This window comes from Burkholderia gladioli, assembly GCF_000959725.1.
GTDB lineage: Bacteria > Pseudomonadota > Gammaproteobacteria > Burkholderiales > Burkholderiaceae > Burkholderia > Burkholderia gladioli.
The window spans coordinates 1459334-1483255 of sequence record NZ_CP009323.1; the positions used below are offsets into that span (position 1 = coordinate 1459334).

Sequence of the window (23922 nt, forward strand, 5' to 3'; positions counted from 1 at the left end):
GGAGGATCGGTCCGTCACGCGCGTCACATCGCGCGTTCGAGTTTCTTCATCTTGCTCTTGATGCGGTTCTGCTTGAGCGGCGAGAGGTACTGGACGAACACGCGGCCCATCAGGTGATCCATCTCGTGCTGGATGCAGACCGCCAGCAGCCCCTCGCACTCGAGCTCGAAGGGCTGGCCGTCGCGGCCCAGCGCGCGCACGCGCACGTGATCGGGCCGCTCGACCTCGTCGTAGACGCCCGGCACCGACAGGCAACCTTCCTCGTAGACCTGCTTGCCGTCGCTGGACCAGACGATCTCGGGATTGATGAAGACCTGCAGCGCGTTCTTGTCCTCGGAGGTGTCGATCACGATCACGCGCTCGTGCACGTCCACCTGGGTGGCGGCCAGGCCGATGCCGGGCGCGGCGTACATGGTCTCGGCCATGTCGTCGACCAGCTTGCGGATGCGATCGTCGACCACGTCGACGGGCTTGGCCACCTTGTGCAGCCGTTTGTCGGGGTAATGCAGGATGTTCAGAAGCGCCATGATGTTTCGATTCGGAAAGCGGTTGGGGCGGGCGGACCGGCCATTCGGCCGACTGGCCGCGCCGTCGCGATAGCCGGAAGATGAGGCTGCAATCGCGCGATATCCAGCGCGCAGCCCAACGCGGCGGGCCGGTGCGCGCGATCGTTCGTTTTATTTCGAATGGCGAAAATTCTAGCATGGCGGCTTGCGCGTCGCAGGCCGTGGGCCGGGCGGGGCCGATGAGCGCGGCCGTGCCCGCGCGCGAGACGCTGCTTGCCTGGTTGCATCTGGCCTCGGTGCCGGGCCTGCCGGCCGCGGCCTGCGAGGCGCTGCTGCGCGCCTTCGATTCGATCGAGGCGCTGTTCGGCGCCGATCACGCGCGGCTCGCGGCGCTGGTTGGCCCGGCCGTCGCGCGTATCGTGCTGGGGCCGCGCGGCGCGGGCTGCGAGGCGGCCGCCGATGCCGTGCTCGACTGGCTCGCCACGCCGCACGCCCGCCTGCTCACGCGCCACGATCCCGCCTACCCGCCGCGCATCGCGATGCTCTACGATCCGCCGCCGCTGCTATATGTAAGAGGCGATCCCGCCTGGCTGCAAGCGCGCGCGGTGGCGATGGTCGGCAGCCGGCTCGCCACGCCGCAGGGCCGCGCCGATGCCGCCTATTTCGCGCGCCGCTTCGCCGACGCGGGGCTGGTGGTGGTGTCGGGGCTCGCGCGCGGCATCGACGCGGCCGCGCATCGCGGCGCGCTGGAGGGCGCGGCCGGCACCGTCGCGGTGGTCGGCACGGGGCTCGATCGCGTCTACCCTGCCGCGCATCGGCAACTCGCCCGGCAGATCGCGGCGCACGGCGCGCTGCTGTCCGAATGGCCGCTCGGCACGCCGGCGCGCGCGGCCAACTTCCCGCAGCGCAATCGCCTGATCGCGGCGCTCTGCGAGGGCGTGCTGGTGGTCGAGGCGGCGCCGCGCTCGGGCTCGCTGATCACCGCGCGCCTGGCCAACGAGCTGGGCCGCGACGTGTTCGCGATCCCCGGTTCGATCCATGCCCCGCTCTCGCGGGGCTGCCATGCCCTGATCCGCGATGGCGCGAAGCTGGTCGAGACGCCGGCCGACGTGCTGGTGGAGCTCGGCATCGCGGCGGTCGACGACGATGCGATGGCCCGCGAAGCCGAAGCGGCAGGCACTCGCTCCGCCGCGAAGCGCAGCCGCCATGCCGAAGCTCACGATTGCGCCACCCGCGATCCAGCCCATTCGCGAGACTGCCCGGATCTGGAAGGCACCGACGACGACGCATCGCCACGCCACTTCGACGGCGGCGCCGATCACCTCACGCCGGCCAGCGGTACCGCCCGGCAAGGCGCCCCCTTACCGCCCGAGGCGCTGGCGCTGCTCGACGCGCTCGGCCACGGCCCAGTGCCGGTCGATCTGCTGGCCGCGCGCGCCGGCATCGCCGCCGACGCGCTGCCGCACCTGCTGCTACGGCTGGAACTGGCCGGCCGCGTGGCGAGCCTGCCCGGCGACCGCTACCAGCGGCTCGACGCACCCGCCACGCCCCCCACGCATGCCGTGCTACATTCCGGCGATACGGCGCAACCCGCGCCACCGCCATCCAGCAAGGAACCGTGATGCCCGCGCTGAACCTCGACACCGACGCCGATCGGATCGCCGAGCGCCTCCGTGACCCCAACGCGCTGCTCGTCGCCTGCCTGTGCGCCGAATGGTGCGGCACCTGCCGCGACTACGACGACACCTTCGAGCGGCTCGCCGCCGCCCATCCCGAGGCCTGCTTCGTGTGGATCGACATCGAGACCCATGCCGACCGCCTCGACGATTTCGACGTCGAGAACTTCCCGACCATCCTGATCGAGGACGCCCACGCCGTGCGCTTCTTCGGCACCGTGCTGCCGCACGCGGGCATCGTCGAGCGGATGCTGAGCGATCTGAGCGCGATTCCCGGGGTGACCCACGCGCCGAAACTGCGCAACCTGCTCGACGTTGCCGTCTGACCCCGAAGTCGATGCATCTGCACGCCGATCGCTCGCACCCCGCCGAGGCCCGCGCCACACGGCGCTTCGGCAGGCTTGCCGACGCTTCGGCCCCCACTTATGATGGGCCGCTTTTTACACGAGCCGGGTGACGACCCGGCGCCGTGTGCTATAAAGCCGACGTAAAAGGGCCGTCAGACGGCCATCCGGTCTATCCAACCCACTCGAGTCATGTCCAAAGCACTGATCATTGCGGAAAAGCCTTCTGTCGCGAACGATATCGCGCGCGCCCTGGGCGGCTTTACCAAGCATGACGAATACTTCGAAAGCGACGACTTCGTCCTGTCGTCCGCGGTCGGCCACCTGCTCGAAATCGCCGCGCCCGAGGAATACGAGGTCAAGCGCGGCAAATGGAGTTTCGCGCATCTGCCCGTCATCCCCCCGCATTTCGACCTCAACCCGATCGCAAAAAGCGAATCGCGGCTCAAGGTGCTGACCAAGCTGATCAAGCGCAAGGACATCGACCGCCTCATCAACGCCTGTGACGCGGGACGCGAGGGCGAGCTGATCTTCCGCCTGATCGCGCAGCATGCGAAGGCCAAGCAGCCGGTCCAGCGCCTCTGGCTCCAGTCGATGACGCCGGCCGCGATCCGCGACGGTTTCGCCAAGCTGCGCAGCGACGCCGACATGCAGCCGCTGGCCGACGCCGCCCGCTGCCGCTCGGAAGCCGACTGGCTGGTCGGCATCAACGGCACGCGCGCGATGACCGCCTTCAACAGCAAGGGCGGGGGCTTCTTCCTGACCACCGTCGGGCGCGTGCAGACGCCGACGCTATCGATCGTGGTGGAGCGCGAGGAGAAGATCCGGCGCTTCGTGCCGCGCGACTACTGGGAAGTGCGCGCCGAGTTCGTCTGCGCCGGCGGCTTCTACGAAGGCCGCTGGTACGACCCGAAATTCAAGCGCGACGAGCACGATCCCGAGAAGCGCGATTCGCGCCTGTGGGCGCTGCCGGCGGCCGAAACCATCGTGGCGGCCTGCCGCGGCCAGATCGGCGTGGTCAGCGAGGAATCCAAGCCCTCGACCCAGCTCTCGCCGCTGCTCTACGACCTGACCAGCCTGCAGCGCGAGGCGAACAGCCGTTTCGGCTTCTCCGCCAAGAACACGCTGGGCCTGGCCCAGGCGCTGTATGAAAAGCACAAGGTGCTGACCTACCCGCGTACCGACGCGCGCGCGCTGCCCGAGGACTACCTCGGCACCGTCAAGCAGACCCTGGAGATGCTCAAGGAGAGCAACAACTACCTGCCGCACGCCAAGCAGGTGCTCGACAAGGGCTGGGTCAAGCCGAACAAGCGGATCTTCGACAACGCCAAGATCAGCGACCACTTCGCCATCATCCCGACCCTGCAGGCGCCCAAGGCCCTGTCCGAGCCGGAGCAGAAGCTCTACGACCTGGTGGTCAAGCGCTTCCTGGCGGTGTTCTTCCCGGCGGCCGAGTACAAGGTCACCACCCGCATCACCGAGGTGGCCGGCCATCACTTCAAGACCGAGGGCAAGGTGCTGGTCGAGCCGGGCTGGCTGCAGGTCTATGGCCGCGACGCCGAGGGCGCCGACGCCAACCTGGTGCCGGTGCAGAAGGACGAGAAGGTCAAGACCGACAAGGTCGCCGCGCACCAGCTGGTGACCAAGCCGCCCGCGCGCTATTCGGAAGCCACCCTGCTCTCGGCGATGGAAGGCGCCGGCAAGCTGGTCGAGGACGACGAGCTGCGCGAGGCGATGGCCGCCAAGGGGCTCGGCACGCCGGCCACGCGCGCGGCCATCATCGAAGGCCTGCTCGGCGAGAAATACCTGATCCGCGAAGGCCGCGAGCTGATCCCGACCGCCAAGGCGTTCCAGCTCACCACCCTGCTGCGCGGCCTCGGCGTGAAGGAGCTGACCGCGCCCGAGCTGACCGGCGAATGGGAATACAAGCTCTCGCAGATGGAACGCGGCAACCTGCCTCGCGATACCTTCATGCAGGAAATCGCGCGGATGACGCAGACCATCGTCAAACGCGCCAAGGAATACGATTCGGACACGATCCCGGGCGACTACGCGACGCTCCAGACGCCGTGCCCGAATTGCGGCGGCCAGGTGAAGGAGAACTACCGGCGCTTCGCCTGCACCAAGTGCGAGTTCTCGATCTCCAAGATCCCGGGCAGCCGCCAGTTCGAGATCCCCGAGGTCGAGGAACTGCTGCAAAAGAAGGAAATCGGCCCGCTGTCGGGCTTCCGCAGCAAGATGGGCCGGCCGTTCTCGGCGATCCTCAAGCTGTCCTTCGACGACGAGACCAAGAACTACAAGCTCGAGTTCGATTTCGGCCAGGACCAGGGCGGCGAGGATGGCGAGGCGCCCGACTTCTCCGCGCAGGAGCCGGTGGGCGCCTGCCCGAAGTGCGGCGCTCGCGTGTTCGAGCACGGCATGAGCTATGTCTGCGAGAACTCGGTGGCCAACCCGAAGACCTGCGACTTCCGCTCCGGCAAGGTGATCCTGCAGCAGGAGATCGCTCGCGAGCAGATGGCCAAGCTGCTGTCGGACGGCCGCACCGACCTGCTGCCGAACTTCAAGTCCTCGCGCACCGGCCGCAACTTCAAGGCCTTCCTGGTCAAGCAGCCCGACGGCAAGATCGGCTTCGAGTTCGAGAAGAAGGAGCCGAAGCCGGGCGCCGCCGCCAAGAAGACCGCGGCGAAGAAGACCGCCGCGGCCGCCAACGAGGACGGCGCCGGTTCGGATGCGGCCGAAGCCGCGGTGCCGGCCAAGAAGACGGCCGCCGCGAAGAAGGCGCCGGCCGCCAAGAAAACGGGTGCGGCCAAGAAGGCACCGGCTCGCAAGACCGGTTCGTGACGAGGTAGCGCGGGGCGGCCCTTCGTGGGCTGCCCCGCGCCGTCCCGGGCGAAGCGATCCGCAAGACGCAAAAAGCGCGCTGTCCTCACGGACAGCGCGCTTTTTTGTGTTCGGCGCCTACGGCTTAGAGCGGCGTCGGCGCGGTCACGCGCTGGCGATTCTTCGGCAGCGGCGCCGGCATCGACGGGCCGGCCGGGCGCGAGCTGCCTTGCGGCGCGGCGGCCAAGTCCGACTGCGACGGCGGCTGCAGGCCGCTGCCGGCCCACTGCTCGCCGAGCGCCGTTTCCGGCGAATGGCTGAAGTGCTCGACCAGGTGATCGATGAAGGTGCGGACCTTGGCCGGCAGGTGGCGACGGCTCGGGTACGCAACGTTGATCTCGACTTGCGGCAGGCGGTAGTCGGGCAGCAGGCGCACCAGCTTGCCGCGCGCCGTGTCGCCGCCGATCAGGTAGCTCGGCAGCATCGCGATGCCCATGCCGAGCAGCGCGAACTGGCGCAGCATCTCGGTATTGTTGGCGACGATCACATTGGTCGGCCGCACCCGCACTTCGCCGTCCGGCCCCGTGAACACACGCTCGTCGCCCCAGTATTCGGAGGGCAGGCTCAGCGAGGGGTGCTCCATCAAATGCTCGGGATGGGTCGGCACGCCATGCTGCTCCAGGTAGGCGGGCGTCGCGCAGACCGTCATGCAGCCGGTGGTCAGGCGGCGCGTGACGATGCTGGCGCTGCGCATCTGCCGCGCGATCACCACACCGACGTCGAAGCCTTCCTCGACCAGGTCGACCTGGCGGTCAACGAGGGTCAGGTCGGGAATCACCTTGGGATAGCGCTGGGTGTAGGTCTGCAGCACCGGCGCGAGGTTGTGCAGGCCGAACACGACCGGCGCGACGATGCGCAACGTGCCGACCGGCTCATGATTGCGCGCCACCACCATCTGCTCGACGTCCTCGAGCTCGTCGAGGATCTGGCGGGCACGTTCCAGATAGACCTGACCGGATTCGGTCAGGGAAAGGCTGCGCGTGGTCCGGTTCAGCAGGCGCGTGCCGAGCCGACCTTCGAGGTCCGCGACATGGCGCGTGGCCACGGCGTTCGAGATATCCATCGCACTGGCCGCTCGCGCGAAGCTGCCCAGATCCGCCACCTTGACGAACACTCGCATCGACTGCAAATGATCCATAACCACTCCTGCCGCTGTGCATTACAGCTTCAAAATTGTGTAGCAAATGCGTAATTCTCCTACGACAGCGGATTTGGTGCAGAGTTGCCGTCAGAGTGTGGGAAATACACAAAAAATGTTCGCCCCAGCCCGGGCTTGAGCCAGGATTCATCTAATTATTCTGATCACAGAAACAATAGGCTCCGAATACGCCCATTCTCTACGCCAGCTCAACGGTGGCCGGCATTGCGTACGATCAGCGATCGACAAGATGGCGCCGCGGCGCCCGTAACAAGCTGTTAAAAAGCGATACACCCGCGCCGCCGCCGTCATAAGATCATGGCGGCCCCGCCGTGCGGGCCGCCGGCGCGCCTTGCCGCCCGGTGCTTTCCGTTTTTCGTGCCGCTTCCGAACCCTTCATGAAAATAGCCATCCTCGACGACTATCAGGACGCCGTCCGCAAGCTCACCTGTTTCGAGTTGCTCGCCGACCACGAGGTTAAGGTCTTCAACAATACCGTGCGCGGGCTCGGCCAGCTCGCGAGCCGCCTCGCCGAAGTCGAGGCCCTGGTCCTGATTCGCGAACGCACGCATATCACCTCGCAACTGCTGGCAAAACTTCCGCATCTGCGCATGATCAGCCAGACCGGCAAGGCCTCCAGCCATATCGACATGGCCGCCTGTACCGAGCGCGGCATCGCCGTGCTGGAGGGCACCGGCTCGCCGGTGGCGCCGGCCGAGCTGACCTGGGCGCTGATCATGGCCGCCCAGCGCCGCATCCCGCAGTATGTCGCCAACCTCAAGCAGGGCGCCTGGCAACAATCGGGCCTGAAGACCTCGGCGATGCCGCCCAACTTCGGCCTCGGCCAGGTGCTGCGCGGCCAGACGCTCGGCATCTGGGGCTACGGCAAGATCGGCCAGATGGTGGCCGGCTACGGCAAGGCCTTCGGCATGAAGGTGCTGGTGTGGGGCCGCGAGCATTCGATCGAGCGCGCGCGCGCCGACGGCCACGACACGGCGGCCAGTCGCGAAGCCTTCTTCGAGGAAGCCGATATCCTCACCCTGCATCTGCGCCTGAACGACGAGACACGCGGCATCGTCAAGCAGGACGACCTGATGCGCATGAAGCCGACCTCGCTGCTGGTGAACACCAGCCGCGCCGAACTGCTAGAGGACAGCGCGCTGGTCAATGCGCTCGCCTACAACCGGCCGGGCATGGTCGCCATCGACGTGTTCGAAAGCGAGCCGATCCTGCAGGGCTACAGCCTGCTGCGCATGGAAAACGTGATCTGCACGCCGCATATCGGCTATGTGGAGCGCGAGAGCTACGAGCTGTATTTCGGCGCCGCGTTCCGCAATATCCTCGCCTTCGATTCGGGCGACATGTCGAGCGTGGCGAACCCCGACGCGCTGGTCGGCGGGCGCAGCCGGCGCGCCTGAGCGGCGCCGGGCAAAGGCATGGCGGCGCCTTGCGCGCCGCCGCCCGTCTCTATCTTTCTGTCTACCGAAGCCTCAGAACGCGACGCTTTCGCGCCGCGCCCGCGCAGCTTCCGTTCCCATCGCGGCCACGAATTCCTCGCCGTCGCGGCGGCCGAGATCGTAGGCGTGCTGCATCTGGCCGGGGCTCGTGTAGTCCCAGCTCGAGATCGGCACCTTGGCCGAGGGCTGCACGTAGAGACGCGTCTGCTCGCCGTGCGCGACCGTGAAGCGCTGCGGACGCGGATAGCGCCGCGTCACCATCACCAGCACCCTGCCCGGCGTGGCGTCGAGCGCGCCGACCGGCACGTTGTCGACCATCCCGCCATCCAGCACCGGCCGCCCCGCGCGACGCAGCACAGGCGTGAACGGCGGCGTGCACGAGGACTGCAGGATCAGGTCGGCCAGCTCGTCGACATGGGCGCAATCCTGGGCGCGCACGAACTCCGGGCGAAAGCCGAGCGACTGGCCGAGCGTGGGATGCAGCGTCTTGCGGATGTATTTCTCGATGTTGTAGGCGATCAGGCCCGCCGCCACCGCGCTGCGCGCGCCGAGCCAGCGCGGCACGTGCGACACGCCGATGCGGATTTCCGGCGCGCCGGCCAGCTGGGTGAAGCGCTCGCCGTAGATATCGACCAGCGCCTGCCGGTAGATCCGGTAATGCGGGAACACCGGCTTGCCGCGCAGCAGGTTGCCCCAGTAGGCGTTCCTGGTGTTGCCGCGCAGGGCGTCCAGGTAATAGCGCATCACCCATTGCGAATCGCTCGTATAGAGCATGCAGGCCGTGGCCGCGCCGGCCGAGATGCCGGCGATCACGCGCGGACGGATGCCGAGCGCCGGTTGCGCGACGTCCCAGAAACCCGCCTGCCACCAGCAGCGGTTGCCGCCGCCGGCGAATACGACCTGGTCGAACATGGACTGACTCTCTTTCTCTCTTTGTTTGTCTGGCTGGATTGCCGTTGCCGCGGCTCAGTTGACGAGCGCGTAGGTGGAGGTGGCATGCACCGCCATCCGCCCTTCGTCGTCGAGCACCTCGATCTCGCCGAACACGAGGTTGCGGCCCATGCGCAGCACGCGCGCCGTGACCAGCAGGTCGCCGCAGCGGACCGCGCGCATGAAGCTGGTGTTCAGCGCGACGGTGGTCATCGGCCGGAATTCGCCGAGCTTCACCGAGATCGCGGCGAGCATCGCCGTGTCGGCCGCGGCCATGAACACCTGGCCGCAGATCACACCTCCCGAATGCCGCAGCTCGCCCGAGAACGGCAGGCGCAGCGTCACCGCCTCGTCCGATACGGCCACCGGCACCAGCCCTAGCGAGCGCACCCAAGGCGCGAGCAGTCGATCGAGCAGCTCGCGAACCGCGTTCTCGTCCATCGTGGAATCCTCGGCAGGGCCGCGCGAATGCCGCGCGGCGGATGTGGGCGTCATGATACCGGGAGCGTCGGGGGCTCGACGTTTCGTGCGCCGAGGAAGGCCTCGGGATGGGGTGGAGAACTTTTTGGAGAAAAAAGCGAGAAAGGACTAGACACGAGGCGGAAGCTCGTGCATAATCTTTTTTCTGTTGGGGGCGTTAGCTCAGTTGGTAGAGCAGCGGACTCTTAATCCGTAGGTCGAGTGTTCGAGTCACTCACGCCCCACCAAGCATTTTGAAGCCCGGTTAGCGAAAGCTAGCCGGGCTTTTTGCTTTCTTCCCGCCGCCTTCCGGAGTATTTCCGGTCAACTGTCATCACCCTCGCGTCGGCACACACCCGTCGACCCCGGCACCATCCGCCGCGCGCAACATTTCCGCCTGCCCGCTCCGCCCAACGCGCCCACCTCGTCGCAGAACGCCAGCACCAGCATTCATACGCACAAGGCCTGGGTCAGCCCTTACGCCGACACGCCCTGGGAAGGCAACATACCCAGCCATGCGCACGATAGCCAGTCCGTTCGTTTCTCGGCATCAGGCAGGATCGAATCCGTGATGATCCCGTGACGCCACGACGCGATATGGCGTCATTATTTAATGCTTTCTTGCTCAACGACGCCTGCTCGGCTTCTACGTTTGATGGCGGGGGGACGTAGAATTCTGCACTCGGTGCGCCATGACCGTACAGCCACGCACACTCACCCGATTGAGCTCACTTCCGGCTGCAACGAGATGACCGCGAAACCCGTATCGGAACAGGAACAACAATGACCAGTACCCAACAACGCGCAGCACTGCAACGCCAAATCTGGCAAATCGCCAACGATGTTCGAGGCGCAGTCGATGGCTGGGATTTCAAACAGTATGTCTTGGGCACCCTGTTCTATCGCTTTATCAGTGAGAACTTTGCCAGCTATATCGAAGGTGGCGATGACAGTGTTCACTATGCCGAGCTGCCCGATAGTGTCATCACCCCGGACATCAAAGATGATGCCATCAAAACCAAGGGCTATTTCATCTACCCCAGCCAGCTGTTTGCCACAGTAGCTGCCAGCGCCAATACCAACGAGAGCCTGAATACCGACCTAGCTGCAATCTTTGCCGCGATTGAAGCCTCCGCTAACGGCTATCCATCCGAGCACGACATCAAAGGCCTGTTTGCCGACTTCGACACCACCAGCAACCGCCTCGGCAATACGGTCAAAGACAAAAACGCTCGTCTGGCGGCAGTGCTCAAAGGCGTAGCCGGGCTAGATTTCGGTCATTTTGACAGCGCTCATATTGACCTGTTCGGCGATGCCTATGAGTTTCTTATTTCTAACTACGCCGCAAACGCCGGTAAATCCGGCGGCGAGTTCTTCACACCGCAGCATGTGTCCAAGCTGATTGCACAGCTGGCCATGCACAAGCAAACCAGCGTTAACAAAATTTACGACCCAGCCTGCGGCTCCGGGTCGCTGCTGTTACAAGCCAAGAAGCACTTCGATGCGCACGTCATTGAAGAAGGTTTCTTTGGGCAAGAGATCAACCACACCACCTACAACCTGGCGCGGATGAACATGTTCTTGCACAACATCAACTACGACAAGTTTAACGTCCAGCTGGGCAACACCCTGATCGACCCGCACTTTGGCGACGACAAACCCTTTGATGCCATCGTCTCCAACCCGCCGTATTCTGTGAAGTGGATCGGCTCTGACGACCCCACGCTGATCAACGATGAACGCTTTGCCCCGGCCGGCGTGCTCGCGCCCAAATCCAAGGCCGACTTTGCGTTTGTGTTGCATGCACTCAGCTACCTTTCCGGCAAGGGCCGCGCCGCCATTGTCTGCTTCCCTGGTATTTTTTATCGCGGCGGTGCCGAGCAGAAAATCCGCAAGTATCTGGTGGATAACAACTATGTCGAAACAGTGATCTCGCTCGCGCCCAACCTGTTTTTTGGCACCACCATCGCCGTCAACATTCTGGTGCTGTCCAAACACAAAACCGATACCACCACCCAGTTCATTGATGCGAGCGGCCTGTTCAAAAAAGAAACCAATAACAACGTGCTCACGGGTAAGCACATCGAACAGATCATGCAGGCGTTCGATAGCAAGAAGGATGTTGATCACTTCGCCAAATCAGTGAGCTTTGATGCGATCGCCGCCAACGATTACAACCTGTCGGTCAGCAGTTACATCGAAGCCAAGGACAACCGCGAAGTCGTCGACATCGCCCAGCTCAATGCCGAGCTGAAAACAACCGTCGCCAGGATCGACAAACTGCGGTCGGAGATTGATGCCATCGTCGCGGAGATTGAAGGCGAGGAGCTGGAGGCATGAGCAGCATGAACTTTTTGGAAAAGCTGCTGGACGGCGCTGCGGTGGAATGGAAGGCGCTGGGGGAGGTGACGTTACCCACAAGCAATATTAAGTGGCGAGATGCAAACCGCACCTATCGTTATATCGACTTGACCTCTGTAAGCATTGAAACAAAAGCAATAACTGAAACACCAGAGATAGCATCAAATAATGCGCCAAGCAGAGCTCAGAAGCTTGTTGAAAAGGACGATGTGATTTTTGCAACAACTCGTCCAGCTCAACAGAGATATTGCTTGATCGATGAAAAGTACGACGGCGAAGTCGCCAGTACCGGCTACTGTGTTTTGCGCGCCAAGAAAACCGACGTCTTGCCAAAATGGATTTTGTATTGGATCGCCTCGACGGAATTCAAAATATACGTCGAGGAGAATCAAAGTGGCTCGGCGTACCCTGCAATTTCTGATGCAAAGGTAAGGGAATTCAAAATACCCATTCCCCGCCAGGAAAGCCGGGAAGAGTCATTAAAAATCCAAGCCGAAATTGTCCGCATTCTGGACGCATTTACCGAGCTGACTGCCGAGCTGACTGCCGAGCTGACTGTCCGTAAAAAACAATACAACCACTACCGCGATCAGTTGTTGAGTTTTGAAGAAGGGGCAGTGGAATGGAAGACGTTGGGGGATATTGGCGATGTGAAGATGTGTAAGCGCATTCTAAAAAATGAAACCCAATCAGAAGGCGATGTGCCTTTCTATAAGATTGGTACATTTGGAAAACAAGCCGATGCGTTTATTTCCCGGGGGATTTATGAGTCTTATAAAAGCAGATATTCCTTCCCTAAAAAAGGTGACGTCCTAATTTCTGCATCAGGAACCATTGGGCGTGCCGTGGTCTATGACGGTGAGCCCGCATATTTTCAGGATAGTAATATTGTTTGGTTGGATAACGATGAAAGCATCGTCACCAACAGGTATCTATGGCACTACTACAAGATTGTAAAATGGTTTGTTTCAGAGGGTGGGACGATAGATAGACTATATAACGACAATATTAGAAAAACTAGAATTCCTGTTCCATACCCAAATGATCCCGAGAGGTCGTTGGTGGAGCAGGCGCGCGTAGTGGCAATCCTGGACAAATTCGACGCCCTAACCAACTCTATCACCGAAGGCTTGCCCCGCGAAATTGAGCTTCGCCGAAAGCAATACGAGTATTACCGTGATCTGCTGTTCAGCTTTCCAAAACCGGAAGAGGTAGCAGCCTGACATGAGCAAGACGCTAACGGAAATCGCCCAGCAGCTGAAAGACACCAACAAGAAGGTGCAGCTGCTCTACGCTTTTAATGGCACGGGCAAAACGCGTCTGTCGCGGGAGTTCAAGCAGCTAATCGCTCCCAAAGCTGATGGCATTGAAGGCGACGCTGAGGCGGGGCAACCTGGGTTGTCGCGCAACAAAATCCTGTATTACAACGCCTTCACCGAAGACTTGTTCTATTGGGACAACGACTTGGCGGGTGACGCTGAGCCCAAGCTGAAAATTCAGCCCAATACCTTTACAGATTGGGTGCTGAAGGATCAGGGCCAGGACCAGAACATCATCACGACCTTTCAGCGTTACACCAACGATAAGCTGACGCCACACTTTAATGCCGGGCGTACAGAAAAAGGCGAAGGCGATAAACAGATCACCATCAAAGCCTTCTCGGAAGTTACCTTCACGATGGAGCGTGGCGATACAACGCATTCGGGAAGCCTGAAAATCTCCAAGGGCGAAGAAAGCAATTTTATCTGGAGCATTTTTTACGCGCTGCTTGAACAAGTGATCGGCGTTCTCAATGTTGCAGAGCCTGGTGATCGAGAAACCGATCAATTCAACCAGCTGGAATATGTGTTCATTGATGATCCGGTTAGCTCTCTGGATGACAATCACCTGATTCAATTGGCCGTGGACTTGGCGCAACTGGCCAAATCAAACGACTCTAGTGTCAAGTTTATTATCACGACGCACAACCCACTTTTCTTCAATGTGCTTTGCAACGAGTTTGGTAGCGATGAAAAAACCGAGCGCTACAGCTGGAAATCAAAATGGTTCAGCAAGTCACGATTGGAGAAAAATGGTGATGGCAGTCTTCATCTATCAGAGCAGCCAAACGATTCTCCTTTTGCATATCACCTGCACCTGATATCGCAGCTTGACGAAGCCATAAAAAGTGGGCAGATCGAAAAATATCACTTCAACCTGCTCCGGAATGTTCTCGAAAAGACGGCAACATTTCTTGGGTATAAAAGGTGGGAACACCTTCTGCCGGAAACAGACGATGGCTTACCTAATCCGTATGCAAAGCGAATTGTGAACTTCTCAAGTCATTCGAAGCACGCTGCCGAAGAAGTGTCACCACTGAAGCCAGAAGAGAAGCAGGTTCTGGAAAAATTGGTCAAGCACGTTGTCGAGCGCCATCAATTTTGGCAGGAAAAAACCACATGATCGAATACCACCCCATCGCCGAATCGAAAAATTTTATCGTTCTGGATAAATATAGCCAGGAATGGACGGTCGCAGAAAGCTACCAGAGCGAAGGTGATCTGGAGCGCGAGTTCATTCAGGATCTGGTCAATCAGGGCTATGAATACCTGCCCGGCCTGAACGCGCCGGATGCCTTGCTAGCCAACGTGCGCGTGCAGCTGCAAACGCTCAACAACGTGCTGTTTGCGGATGGCGAGTGGCTGCGCTTTGTCGAGACCTGGCTGGACAAGCCCAGTGATGGCATCGTCGAGAAAACCCGCAAGATTCACGATGATTACATTCACGATTTTGTCTTTAACGATGGCCGCATCCAGAACATCTACCTGCTGGACAAGAAAAACATCGCCCGCAACAAAGTGCAGGTGATCAAGCAGTTTGAGCAGACCGGCACGCACGCCAATCGCTATGACGTGACGATTCTGGTCAATGGCTTGCCACTGGTGCAAGTGGAGCTGAAAAAGCGCGGCGTGGCGATTCGTGAAGCTTTTAACCAGGTGCATCGCTACAGCAAGGAAAGCTTCAATAGTGAGCATTCCTTATTCAAGTATCTGCAGCTGTTCGTGATTTCCAACGGCACCGATAGCCGTTACTTTGCCAACACCACGCAGCGCAACAAGAACAGCTTCGACTTCACCATGAATTGGGCGAAGGCGGATAACAGTCTGATCAAAGACCTGAAAGACTTTACTGCCACCTTCTTCCAGAAGCACACCCTGCTCAATGTGCTGCTGCATCATTCGGTATTCGATGTCAGCAACACGTTGCTGGTGATGCGCCCGTACCAGATTGCCGCCACGGAGCGCATTCTGTGGAAGATTAATAGCGCGTATCAGGCAAAGAACTGGAGCAGTACGGAAAGCGGTGGCTTCATCTGGCACACCACCGGCTCGGGCAAGACCCTGACCAGTTTCAAGACGGCGCGTCTCGCCACTGAGTTGGACTTCGTCGACAAGGTGTTCTTCGTGGTAGACCGCAAGGATCTGGACTACCAGACCATGAAGGAATACCAGCGCTTTTCACCGGACAGTGTGAATGGGTCGGACAGCACTGCTGGCCTGAAGCGTAACCTGGACAAGGACGACAACAAGATCGTCGTCACCACCATCCAGAAGCTCAACAACCTGATGAAGAGCGAAACCGACTTGTCCATCTACGGCAAGCAGGTGGTCTTCATTTTTGACGAGTGTCATCGCAGCCAGTTTGGTGAAGCACAGAAGAACCTGAAGAAGAAGTTCAAGAAGTTCTATCAGTTTGGCTTTACCGGCACGCCGATCTTTCCCGAGAACGCGCTGGGCGCCGAAACCACGGCTAGCGTGTTTGGCCGTGAACTGCATTCGTATGTGATCACCGATGCGATTCGTGACGAGAAGGTGCTGAAGTTCAAGGTGGATTACAACGATGTCCGCCCTCAGTTCAAAGCCATCGAAACCGAAAAAGACGAGAGAAAGCTTAGCGCCGCAGAAAACAAACAGGCCTTGTTGCACCCTGACCGAATTCGCGAGATCACCCAGTACATTCTGAACAACTTCCGGCAGAAAACTCACCGCCTGCAAGCGGGAAATAAAGGTTTTATTGCCATGTTCGCGGTAAGCAGCGTGGACGCTGCCAAGCTGTACTACGAGTGTTTCAGGGAACTACAGAAGAGTAGCGACAAACCGCTGAAAGTCGCTACCATCTTCTCGTTTGCGGCCAATGAGGAGCAGGACGCCGTAGGCGATATTCAAGACGAAAGCTTCGATGTCTCCGCCATGAACAGCAGTGCCAAGGAGTTCTTGAGTGCGGCCATCGCGGACTACAACGCGCTGTTCAAAACCAACTTCAGCGTGGACAGCAATGGCTTCCAGAACTATTACCGTGATCTGGCCAAGCAAGTCAAAGCTAAGGAAATCGATTTGCTGATTGTGGTCGGCATGTTTCTGACAGGCTTTGATGCCCCCACGCTGAACACCTTGTTTGTCGACAAAAACCTGCGCTACCACGGTCTGATGCAGGCCTACTCGCGCACCAACCGCATTTTTGACGCCACCAAAACCTTCGGCAACATCGTCACCTTCCGGGATCTGGAGCAGGCGACCATCGACGCCATCACCCTGTTTGGCGACAAGAACACCAAGAACGTGGTGCTGGAGAAGAGCTACAAGGAATACATGGAGGGCTACACCGATGCGGCCACTGGTGAAGCGCGGCGTGGCTTTGTAGACGTGGTGAAGGAGCTGGAAGCACGCTTTCCCGACCCTGCCGCCATTGAAAAGGAAGCTGACAAAAAGGCTTTCGCCAAGCTGTTTGGCGAGTATTTGCGCGTGGAGAACGTGCTGCAGAACTATGACGAGTTCGCCAGCCTGAAGGCCTTGCAAGGTGTCGATTTGGACGACCCTGCGGCGGTTGAGGCCTTCAAGACCAAGCACTATTTGAGCGATGACGATCTGGCCGCACTGCAAGCCATCACTCTCCCCGCTGAGCGGACAATCCAGGATTACCGTTCGACCTATAACGACGTGCGCGAATGGCTGCGTAGAGAAAAAGCTTCCGGCGAGAAGGAAAAATCCATCATCGACTGGGATGACGTGGTCTTTGAGGTAGATCTGCTCAAGTCGCAGGAAATCAACTTGGATTACATTCTGGAGCTGATTTTTGAGCACAACAAGAAAACTAAAAGCAAATCAGACCTGGTTGATGAAGTACGCCGGGTTATTCGTGCCAGCCTGGGCAACCGCGCCAAAGAGAGCCTGTTGGTGGACTTCATCAATCAGACCGATCTGGACCAGATTGGCGACAAGGCCAGTGTGATTGACGCCTTCTTCACCTTTGCCCAAGCGGAACAGCAGCGTGAGGCACAAGAGCTAATCAGCGACGAAAGCCTGAATGCCGAGGCGACCAGGCGCTATATCACCAACTCGCTAAAACGGGAATACGCCAGTGACAATGGTACTGAACTCAGTGCCATTCTGCCTAAGATGAGTCCACTTAATCCGCAATATCTCACAAAAAAGCAAAGCGTGTTCCAGAAAATCGCTGCATTTGTCGAGAAATTTAAAGGCGTGGGTGGACAAGTTTAAAGGAAGTGAGGCAAAGGGTTCCATCGAAAGGACCGGGCAGACTAGATTGCGGCTGAAAAGGGGCCTTCTTTCAACAGCCGCTTTGGCCGACAACTTACCAGCAGGAAGGCCGCGCGAATGGCCGTTCTAGCTGCAACCGGCCATAACCCTCGCATTGGGTCGAAAGGCGGTTGTGGGGCGATACTTGCCCGATGTTCCGCGCGTGCCAATGAAGTCGCTTCTCGCAACGCAACATGCATTGCGAAGGTCACCCGCTGGATCCGAATGCCAAGGCGGCACGCTCGTCGTGCCCGTTATCAAACATAAAAATAGCGCCCCGGAAGCCATGCCCCACATGGCTTCCTTGTTTTTATGATTTATATATTCAGGATAACGAATGAATACACATCAATACCACCTCGTAGACGCACAAGCAAGGAACATGATCAACCTGCGCGAGCACGCATCAGAGATCACGCGGGCATTTCGGTACGTTCCGTTCCGCCACGGCGGCCTCAAGATCCATCCAGACTGCTTCGAATTCACCACGCCAGACCCGCTTACACGGACAGACTCCAGACTCATGGGTAAAGCCATCGCCGCCTCTGCGACGACTCTCGCCGCCATGGCCGTGAAGGTGTATGAGGCAGCGCGCGACAGCAAATCGCGTACATCGACGCAGCTCTTTAAGCGGAGGTAGGCATCCCGTATCGAAGCGATCTTCACGGATACATTCTTTTTGTAAGGCTTTTACGAAGCCTTTGCCCCTCTTGCCAAACGAGGGGTATCACATCAACAAGGTATCCATGAGCCGATCATCCAGTACCAAGCATCCCTTCCCCGCCCTTTCCCCCAAGCCGATCAGCACCAGCCTTGCGACCTGCGGCACGTCTTCCGTGATCGAGAACATCAAGCAGACTGCACTCCCGAAGGAAGTCACGTTCGGTCTGTATTTCAGCTACCAGCGCTGACCCTCGCTTTCCTCTCTTTTCTGGCCATTTCGGCCCCCTTCCCCGATTACGTCCCCTGATGCCCCCTTGCGGTCATCAGGGCGTTTCTACGCCTTTTTCCAGGCTGTTTCCCCATGACTACGCAAACCCAACCTTCCCCCCATGGAGCAAGAGGCAACCGAATATGCTTATGCTCGCCGATACGGCCCAGGAATCGACGTCGGCGATCCGATGGGCTACAGCACGGTGAGATTGGCCGGCAAGATCAAAACCGTGGACTGGATCGTCGCCTTGGACAAGAACCTCGTGCGCGCCGCAGGAGGACCGGCTTCATGGACTTTGCCTCCCGATTGGTTCGTTCGTCAGCCGCTGGCTGCCGATGGGTTGATCATCCAAGCCGGCGCCGCGCCGCAAGCCGGCATTTCGGATGGCCCTGGCAAACCACCGCTGCCGCCGCCTGCCTACGTCCTGCTCAACGCGGCGTTACGGTCGATCATTGCCGAGGACATGGACATACTCCAACGCGGCACGCTCGACAGCACCGCGCCGTTGCTGAACACGACGATAGCCACCGAAGCGTGGTTGAAACGCTTCGACCTGCCAGACGATCAGGTAATAGCACAATGGCCTGCCCTTCATGCAAGCCAAACAGTCACGGAAGGAAAAGCGACGGTTGCCGCAAATCTGCACCGCCTGCGCACGGCGATGGGCCTTCCCGAAGTTGCTACGACGTCGAATCGTTTCGGATACGACGTCACGCCATCGTGATCGCGATGCTGATGATGGAAAAGGTCTTGAGATGAGTCGTGCAACCAAAGCGCGAATTCATAACACTAAGCCGGCTGATTCAAACATCCGACGATTAGAGCGTTACACCGAATCGCGCTCGAGGCCCTCGTCACATGCTCACGTCAAATACGCGAAAGACAGGTCGCGGTGCTGACGCGATTAGCGGGCGACGCCCTGGAGCCGGCGCTGAATTACTCACACAGGTCCCCGCCGATTCCATGTCGGGACCCACACTGAAGTCACGCCCGGGTTCAGATTCGAAGCCATCATCTTGTCCGGCCATGCTGGAATATCCACCTTGCTCAGCCAGCCCAATCGAATCAAGCCGACCTAGAAAATCCGAGGCACAGCGGCGATATCCATTCACATCCATCCCGCCGTCGGCCCCATGCTCGCCGCCCACCCGCAGCAATGAGCCTTCCGCTTCCAGCTCATATATGCGCTGCATAAGCGCCTCAATCTGCTCGGCCTGACGATAGCATTCAGCGCCCATCGCAACCAGTTGTGCGATCAGATCTTCGCGAGTGTAGTCGTTCGGAAAATTGCGCTGTCGTGGATGAACAGGCTTGGCGTGCTTGTGTTTGCTCATTGCGTGCTTCCCTCGATCAGAGCGCCCGCAACAGGAGTAAAAGCGGGCGCCGTGGCGGGTCGGCAGATCGGACACGGCACCATTTCCGCCGAGACCCGCACATTGAAACGATAGGCGTGCCATGTCAGGCGCACGCCCACGTGAGGTATTGCACTACCAGAGCCGCCAAGCTCGGGCCGCCGTTGTTTCGGTAGCACCGCGGACTATAAAGCACGATGGACTTCCGAGCCGTCATGGATTCAGCAAAGTCTGTCCTTCGACAAACAACAGCCAGCAAATCCAATCGCAGCCCTGCCCGGACCTCACACGCTGAACCGATTCAACGTATAAGCCCGATAAGCCGCCACGAACGCATCGAAGGACCCACCATCCTTGCCTTCGAGTTCCGCCTGCTCGGCCAGCGACTTCTCCGCGAGCCGCTTCGCCTCATCCGCCGCCCCCGCCTCAAGCGGCCGCGCACGGAAGTAAGCCGCATGCGCCTCGCTCTGCCGCCGCGCGAAGTCCAGAAACGACTCCCCCCGCTCCCGCATCTCGCGCAGCACCCGCGCCGAAGGCGTCGACTCCGGATCATCGAGCTTGACGCGCTGCGCCGCCACCGCGCGCGCATGCACATCATCACCACGAATCTCATCAAGCACGCGCGCCGCCGCCTCGATCTTCACGAACACTTCCTCGGCCCAGTCGCGCATCGAGACCACCGCGCCGTCGCGCACCAGTTCCAGCCCCGGCTTGCGCCCTTCCATCGTCACGCGGCCGAAGTTCGCATTGGCTTCGCGATACGCATCGCATTCGAGCTTCGCGCTGTCATCCAGCGCACACACAAGCAGATACGCATCCATGAAGCGCGCCGTGTCCAGCGCGATCCCCGTCGGCTCGAACGGATCGATATCGAGGCAGCGCACCTCGATGTACTGCACGCCGCGCGAGGCCAGCGCATGCAACGGCCGCTCGCCGGAATAGGTCACGCGCTTCGGGCGGATCGTCGAGTAGAACTCGTTCTCGATCTGCAGCACGTTGGTATTGAGCTGGATCCACTCGCCGTCGCGATGCGTGCCGATCGCCTCGTAGGCCGGATAAGGCTCGCTGACCGCCTTCGACAGCGCATCGAGGTAGGCATCCAGCGAGTTGTAGTCCGCCACCAACGCAGCCTGCGCCGTGGTGTTCGAATACCCGAGATCGCTCATGCGCAGGCTGGTCGCGTAAGGCCGATACAGCGTGGTGGCGTCGAAGCTCTCCAGCGTGCTGTCGCGCCCGCGCAGGAAGGCCTTGTCGAGCGCCGGCGAAGCACCGAACAGATACATCAGCAGCCAGCTGGTGCGACGGAAATTGCGGATCTGCGCGAGATACCGTTCGGACTGGAAATCGACCTCGCTAGCCGCCGATTGCGCGTGCTCGCGCAGGCGCAGCCAGATGTCCTCGTGCAGCGAGTAGTTGTAGTGGATCCCGGCGATGCACTGCATGGTGCGGCCGTAGCGATAGGCCAGGCCGCGCCGGTAGATGGTCTTCAGGCGGCCGATGTTCGAGCTGCCGTAATCGGCGATCGGGATCTCGTCGTCGGCCGGCAGCTTGCCGGGCATCGACTCGTTCCACAGCATCTCCTCGCCGAGCGCGGCATACACCTCCCGATGCAGCGCGTCGAGCCGCTCGAGCGTGAGCGCGACATCGCGCTCGGCCGGCGTGATCAGCTCGATCAGCGCCTCGGAATAATCGGTGGTCAGCGAGGGATGGGTGAGCGCGGAACCCAGCGCGCGCGGATGCGGCGTCATCGCGATCATGCCGTCGCGCGTCACGCGCAGGCTTTCCTTTTCGATGCCGCGCAGGCCGTCAACCAGACGCTCGCGCGAGGGCCCGGAGGCCAGCACGTCGAGGCGTTGCTGCAGCAAGTCGGTGTGGCTGGAAATCATCTTGTTCGACATGGATGCCAGGAAGCAGGCATGGCGGTTTGCTGCCACGCACACCGCCCGCCGGGATTGACGGTAGCGGGCACTTTAACATCTCGCCGTAAGGCTCGCTTGAGCCGCCCCGGAATCGCGTCAAAGCCAGTCTGGGCGGGGCTTTGCGCGATGCACCAGCGCCCGGCTCCACGCCCGTCGACAACCCTCAGCCGCCGCGCGCGCCGCCGGCCCGGTCGGCGATTTCATTCCACAGATGCATCGCCGCATAGGCGCGCCACGGGCGCCATGCGTCGCTGCGCGCGCGCTGGCTCGACAGACGCTCGAGCGCGGGGTCGCGCGCGGCGATCGACTGCATCAGCACCAGGTCCGAAGCCGGCCAGGCGTCGGCGTCGCGCCAGGCGCGCATCGCGATGTATTCGACGGTCCACGGGCCGATCCCCGGCAGCGCCAGCCAGGCCTGCCGCAGCGCGGCCAGGTCGAGCGGCACGCCGGCCGCGTCCACCGCGTCGACCGGCACCTCGCCCGCGGCCACCGCCGCCGCCACACCTTGCAGCGCGGCAATCCGCTTGCCCGGCATGCCGATCCCGGTCAGATCACAGGCCGCCAGCGCGGCCGGTTCGGGAAACCACCAGCCGACAGCGGGATGCGGGGGCGCCGCGAGCGGCTCGCCGGCGCGCTGGACCAATCGTCCGATGATGGTGGTGGCGGCCTTGACGCTGACCTGCTGGCCGACGATCGCGCGCAAGGCCAGCTCGAAGGCCGACCAGGCGCCCGGCACGCGCAGGCCCGGCGCCGCGGCCAACAGCGGCGCGAGCCAGGGATCGCGCGACAGGTCCCGGGCGATCGCCGAGGGCTCGGCGCCGCAGTCGAACATGGTGGAGAGCCGCGCGACCAGCGCCGCGTCGGCCCGTTGCGCGACCGCGCCCTCGACGGTCGCGACCAGGCAGCGGCGACGCGCATGACGCCGCACCGTCAGCACGCCATGCGCACCGCGATATTCGATGGCGCGCAGGTAGGCGCCGTCGCTGACGGTTTCGACGCCGGGAATCGCGCGGCCGGCCAAGAAGCGCAGCAGGCGCGGCCAGTCGTAGGGCGGGCGCAACGGCAGGTCGATCTCGACGCGCGCCGCTTCGTCCGGCGCGCTGGCCGTGCTTGCCAGCACCTCGCTCATGCAGCGTCGTCGAGCGACAGCGCGGCCGGCTCGCCCGCCGCGTGCCGCGCCTCGGCCGCGAGCAGCGCGAGCTTGCGCGCCGTGCCCCAGCGATAGCCCGTCGCCGTGCCGTCCTTGTGGATCACGCGATGGCAGGGGATCGCCAGCGCCACGGGATTCGAGGCACAGGCGCTGGCGACGGCACGCACCGCGCGCGGCGAACCGACCGCCTCGGCGATCTGCGCGTAGCTGCGCGTCTCGCCGTAGGGGATCTTCTGCAGGGCTTCCCACACGCGTTGCTGGAACGCCGTCGCGCTGATGTCGAGCGGCAAGGCGATGCGTTCGCTCGAACCGCGCAGATAGGCATCGATCTCGGCGAGGAAGGGCGCGAGCCGCTCGGGCGCGGCCACGCATTCGGCATTCGCGAAGGTATCGCCCAGGTCGGCGACGAGCGACGCTACAGCATCGCCAAACGCAATCTTGCAGATGCCGCGCTCGGTCGCGGCGACCAGCACCTGGCCCAGCGGCGTCGACGCGGTCGCGTACTCGATGCGCAGCCCCGCGCCCTTGCGCCGGAATGCCGAGGGCGCCATCCCGAGCTCGCGCGGCACGGCCTCGTAGACGCGCGACGAGGACTGATAACCGGCATCGACGGCCGCTCGCGTGACCGGCGCGCCGCCTTCCAGCGCATCGCGCAAGGCAGCACCGCGGCGCGCGGCCTGGTACTGGCGCGGCGACACGCCGACCACGCGCTTGAACAGACGCTGCAGGTGGAAAGGGCTGACATGCACGGCCGCGCTCAACTCGGCCAGCGTGGCGCGATCGCTCGCGTCGAGCACCGCGCAGGCGCGCCGCACGATCTCGACCTCGCGCGGCTCGCGCTCGGGCTGGCAGCGCTTGCAGGCGCGAAAGCCGGCGGCACGCGCGGCGGCCGGATCGTCGAAGAAACTGACGTTCTCGCGGCGCGGCATGCGCGAGGCGCAGGTCGGGCGGCAGAACACGCCGGTGGTCTTCACGGCATAGAAAAAAGCGCCGTCGGCATCGGCGTCGCGCGCGACGAGGGCTTCCCAGCGGGCTTCGTCGGTCGAGTACGGGGTGGGCATGATCGCCTCGCAGTGACAGTGAGAACGGGTTCAACTCTACGTGGCGAGCCACCCGCTGCCTGCCGGAATCTTGCTCTGATATTCGGGTGAACTAAAGGGGGCGCCATCGCCCTGGGGAGGCCGCATCCCCGCATCCGCAATTAAGCGAAAACTACACCCAAATCCGCCAGCCTTTGCCG

General features: G+C 61.6%; 18 protein-coding genes, 1 tRNA gene and 1 pseudogene. 12 read left to right on the forward strand and 8 right to left on the reverse strand.

Features of this window, described 5'->3' with window-relative positions; translation table 11 throughout:
• Positions 1-23: 23 nt before the first annotated feature.
• Positions 24-527 carry a peptide deformylase gene (gene def, locus BM43_RS23490; RefSeq protein WP_013699751.1) on the reverse strand — a complete coding sequence of 168 codons (504 nt, stop codon included), beginning with the start codon at positions 525-527 and terminating at the stop codon, positions 24-26.
• Positions 528-745: 218 nt separating this feature from the next.
• Here def and dprA point away from each other — a divergent pair, with 218 nt between their 5' ends.
• From dprA to BM43_RS23505, 3 genes are all read left to right on the forward strand, one after another.
• A complete protein-coding gene (gene dprA / locus BM43_RS23495; RefSeq protein WP_036052929.1) occupies positions 746-2128 on the forward strand; it encodes a DNA-processing protein DprA in 1383 nt (460 codons plus the stop codon).
• The gene (locus tag BM43_RS23500) at positions 2128-2508 is read left to right on the forward strand and encodes a thioredoxin family protein (protein ID WP_013699753.1); all 381 of its coding nucleotides are present in this window, start codon (positions 2128-2130) and stop codon (positions 2506-2508) included. Before dprA ends, BM43_RS23500 begins: the two co-directional genes overlap by 1 nt.
• A 210-nt stretch (positions 2509-2718) precedes the next feature.
• Positions 2719-5367, forward strand: coding sequence for a DNA topoisomerase III (locus tag BM43_RS23505; RefSeq protein WP_036048796.1), 2649 nt, complete (start codon positions 2719-2721; stop codon positions 5365-5367).
• Positions 5368-5491: 124 nt separating this feature from the next.
• Here the strand turns inward: BM43_RS23505 and BM43_RS23510 are convergent, their stop codons facing one another.
• Positions 5492-6544, reverse strand: a complete 1053-nt coding sequence (locus BM43_RS23510) for a LysR family transcriptional regulator (RefSeq protein WP_025097238.1) — start codon at positions 6542-6544, stop codon at positions 5492-5494.
• A 398-nt stretch (positions 6545-6942) separates the two neighbouring features.
• On the opposite strand from BM43_RS23510, the gene BM43_RS23515 reads away from it, so the two are divergent.
• Positions 6943-7962, forward strand: coding sequence for a D-2-hydroxyacid dehydrogenase family protein (locus BM43_RS23515; RefSeq protein ID WP_013699756.1), 1020 nt, complete (start codon positions 6943-6945; stop codon positions 7960-7962).
• Between the two features lie 72 nt (positions 7963-8034).
• Here BM43_RS23515 and BM43_RS23520 read toward each other — a convergent pair whose 3' ends face one another.
• Both BM43_RS23520 and BM43_RS23525 read right to left on the reverse strand, forming a co-directional pair.
• Positions 8035-8913, reverse strand: coding sequence for a patatin-like phospholipase family protein (locus BM43_RS23520; RefSeq protein WP_036048794.1), 879 nt, complete (start codon positions 8911-8913; stop codon positions 8035-8037).
• Positions 8914-8967: 54 nt separating this feature from the next.
• Positions 8968-9372 carry a PaaI family thioesterase gene (locus BM43_RS23525; RefSeq protein ID WP_013699758.1) on the reverse strand — a complete coding sequence of 135 codons (405 nt, stop codon included), beginning with the start codon at positions 9370-9372 and terminating at the stop codon, positions 8968-8970.
• Positions 9373-9562: 190 nt separating this feature from the next.
• Here BM43_RS23525 and BM43_RS23530 point away from each other — a divergent pair.
• The 8 genes and pseudogenes from BM43_RS23530 to BM43_RS23560 form a co-directional block, all read left to right on the forward strand.
• A tRNA-Lys gene (locus BM43_RS23530) sits at positions 9563-9638 on the forward strand.
• Positions 9639-10173: 535 nt separating this feature from the next.
• Entirely contained in the window at positions 10174-11730 is a 1557-nt protein-coding gene (locus BM43_RS23535; protein ID WP_036048793.1) for a type I restriction-modification system subunit M, read from the forward strand.
• Complete coding sequence (locus BM43_RS37855) at positions 11727-12974, forward strand: restriction endonuclease subunit S (protein WP_036048792.1); 1248 nt, start codon at positions 11727-11729, stop codon at positions 12972-12974. Before BM43_RS23535 ends, BM43_RS37855 begins: the two co-directional genes overlap by 4 nt.
• A gap of 1 nt (position 12975) precedes the next feature.
• Positions 12976-14193 (forward strand): AAA family ATPase, encoded by a 1218-nt coding sequence (locus BM43_RS23545; protein ID WP_036048791.1) that lies wholly within the window; start codon positions 12976-12978, stop codon positions 14191-14193.
• Positions 14190-17288, forward strand: coding sequence for an HsdR family type I site-specific deoxyribonuclease (locus BM43_RS23550; protein ID WP_036048790.1), 3099 nt, complete (start codon positions 14190-14192; stop codon positions 17286-17288). Before BM43_RS23545 ends, BM43_RS23550 begins: the two co-directional genes overlap by 4 nt.
• 376 nt (positions 17289-17664) lie before the next feature.
• Complete coding sequence (locus BM43_RS23555) at positions 17665-17967, forward strand: hypothetical protein (protein WP_144417692.1); 303 nt, start codon at positions 17665-17667, stop codon at positions 17965-17967.
• Between the two features lie 106 nt (positions 17968-18073).
• A complete protein-coding gene (locus BM43_RS41390) occupies positions 18074-18238 on the forward strand; it encodes a hypothetical protein (protein WP_155296540.1) in 165 nt (54 codons plus the stop codon).
• 129 nt (positions 18239-18367) lie between these two features.
• Positions 18368-18985 (forward strand): annotated as a pseudogene (locus BM43_RS23560) (type VI immunity family protein); the annotation flags it as partial.
• A gap of 130 nt (positions 18986-19115) precedes the next feature.
• Here BM43_RS23560 and BM43_RS40745 read toward each other — a convergent pair.
• From BM43_RS40745 to ada, 4 genes are all read right to left on the reverse strand, one after another.
• A complete protein-coding gene (locus tag BM43_RS40745; protein WP_144417693.1) occupies positions 19116-19595 on the reverse strand; it encodes a hypothetical protein in 480 nt (159 codons plus the stop codon).
• Positions 19596-19897: 302 nt separating this feature from the next.
• Complete coding sequence (gshA, locus tag BM43_RS23565) at positions 19898-21511, reverse strand: glutamate--cysteine ligase (protein ID WP_036048788.1); 1614 nt, start codon at positions 21509-21511, stop codon at positions 19898-19900.
• Positions 21512-21695: 184 nt separating this feature from the next.
• Positions 21696-22661, reverse strand: coding sequence for a DNA-3-methyladenine glycosylase family protein (locus BM43_RS23570; RefSeq protein WP_036048787.1), 966 nt, complete (start codon positions 22659-22661; stop codon positions 21696-21698).
• On the reverse strand, positions 22658-23746 hold the full coding sequence (gene ada, locus BM43_RS23575) for a bifunctional DNA-binding transcriptional regulator/O6-methylguanine-DNA methyltransferase Ada (RefSeq protein WP_162184494.1): 1089 nt from the start codon (positions 23744-23746) through the stop codon (positions 22658-22660). Before ada ends, BM43_RS23570 begins: the two co-directional genes overlap by 4 nt.
• Between the last annotated feature and the right edge of the window lie 176 nt (positions 23747-23922).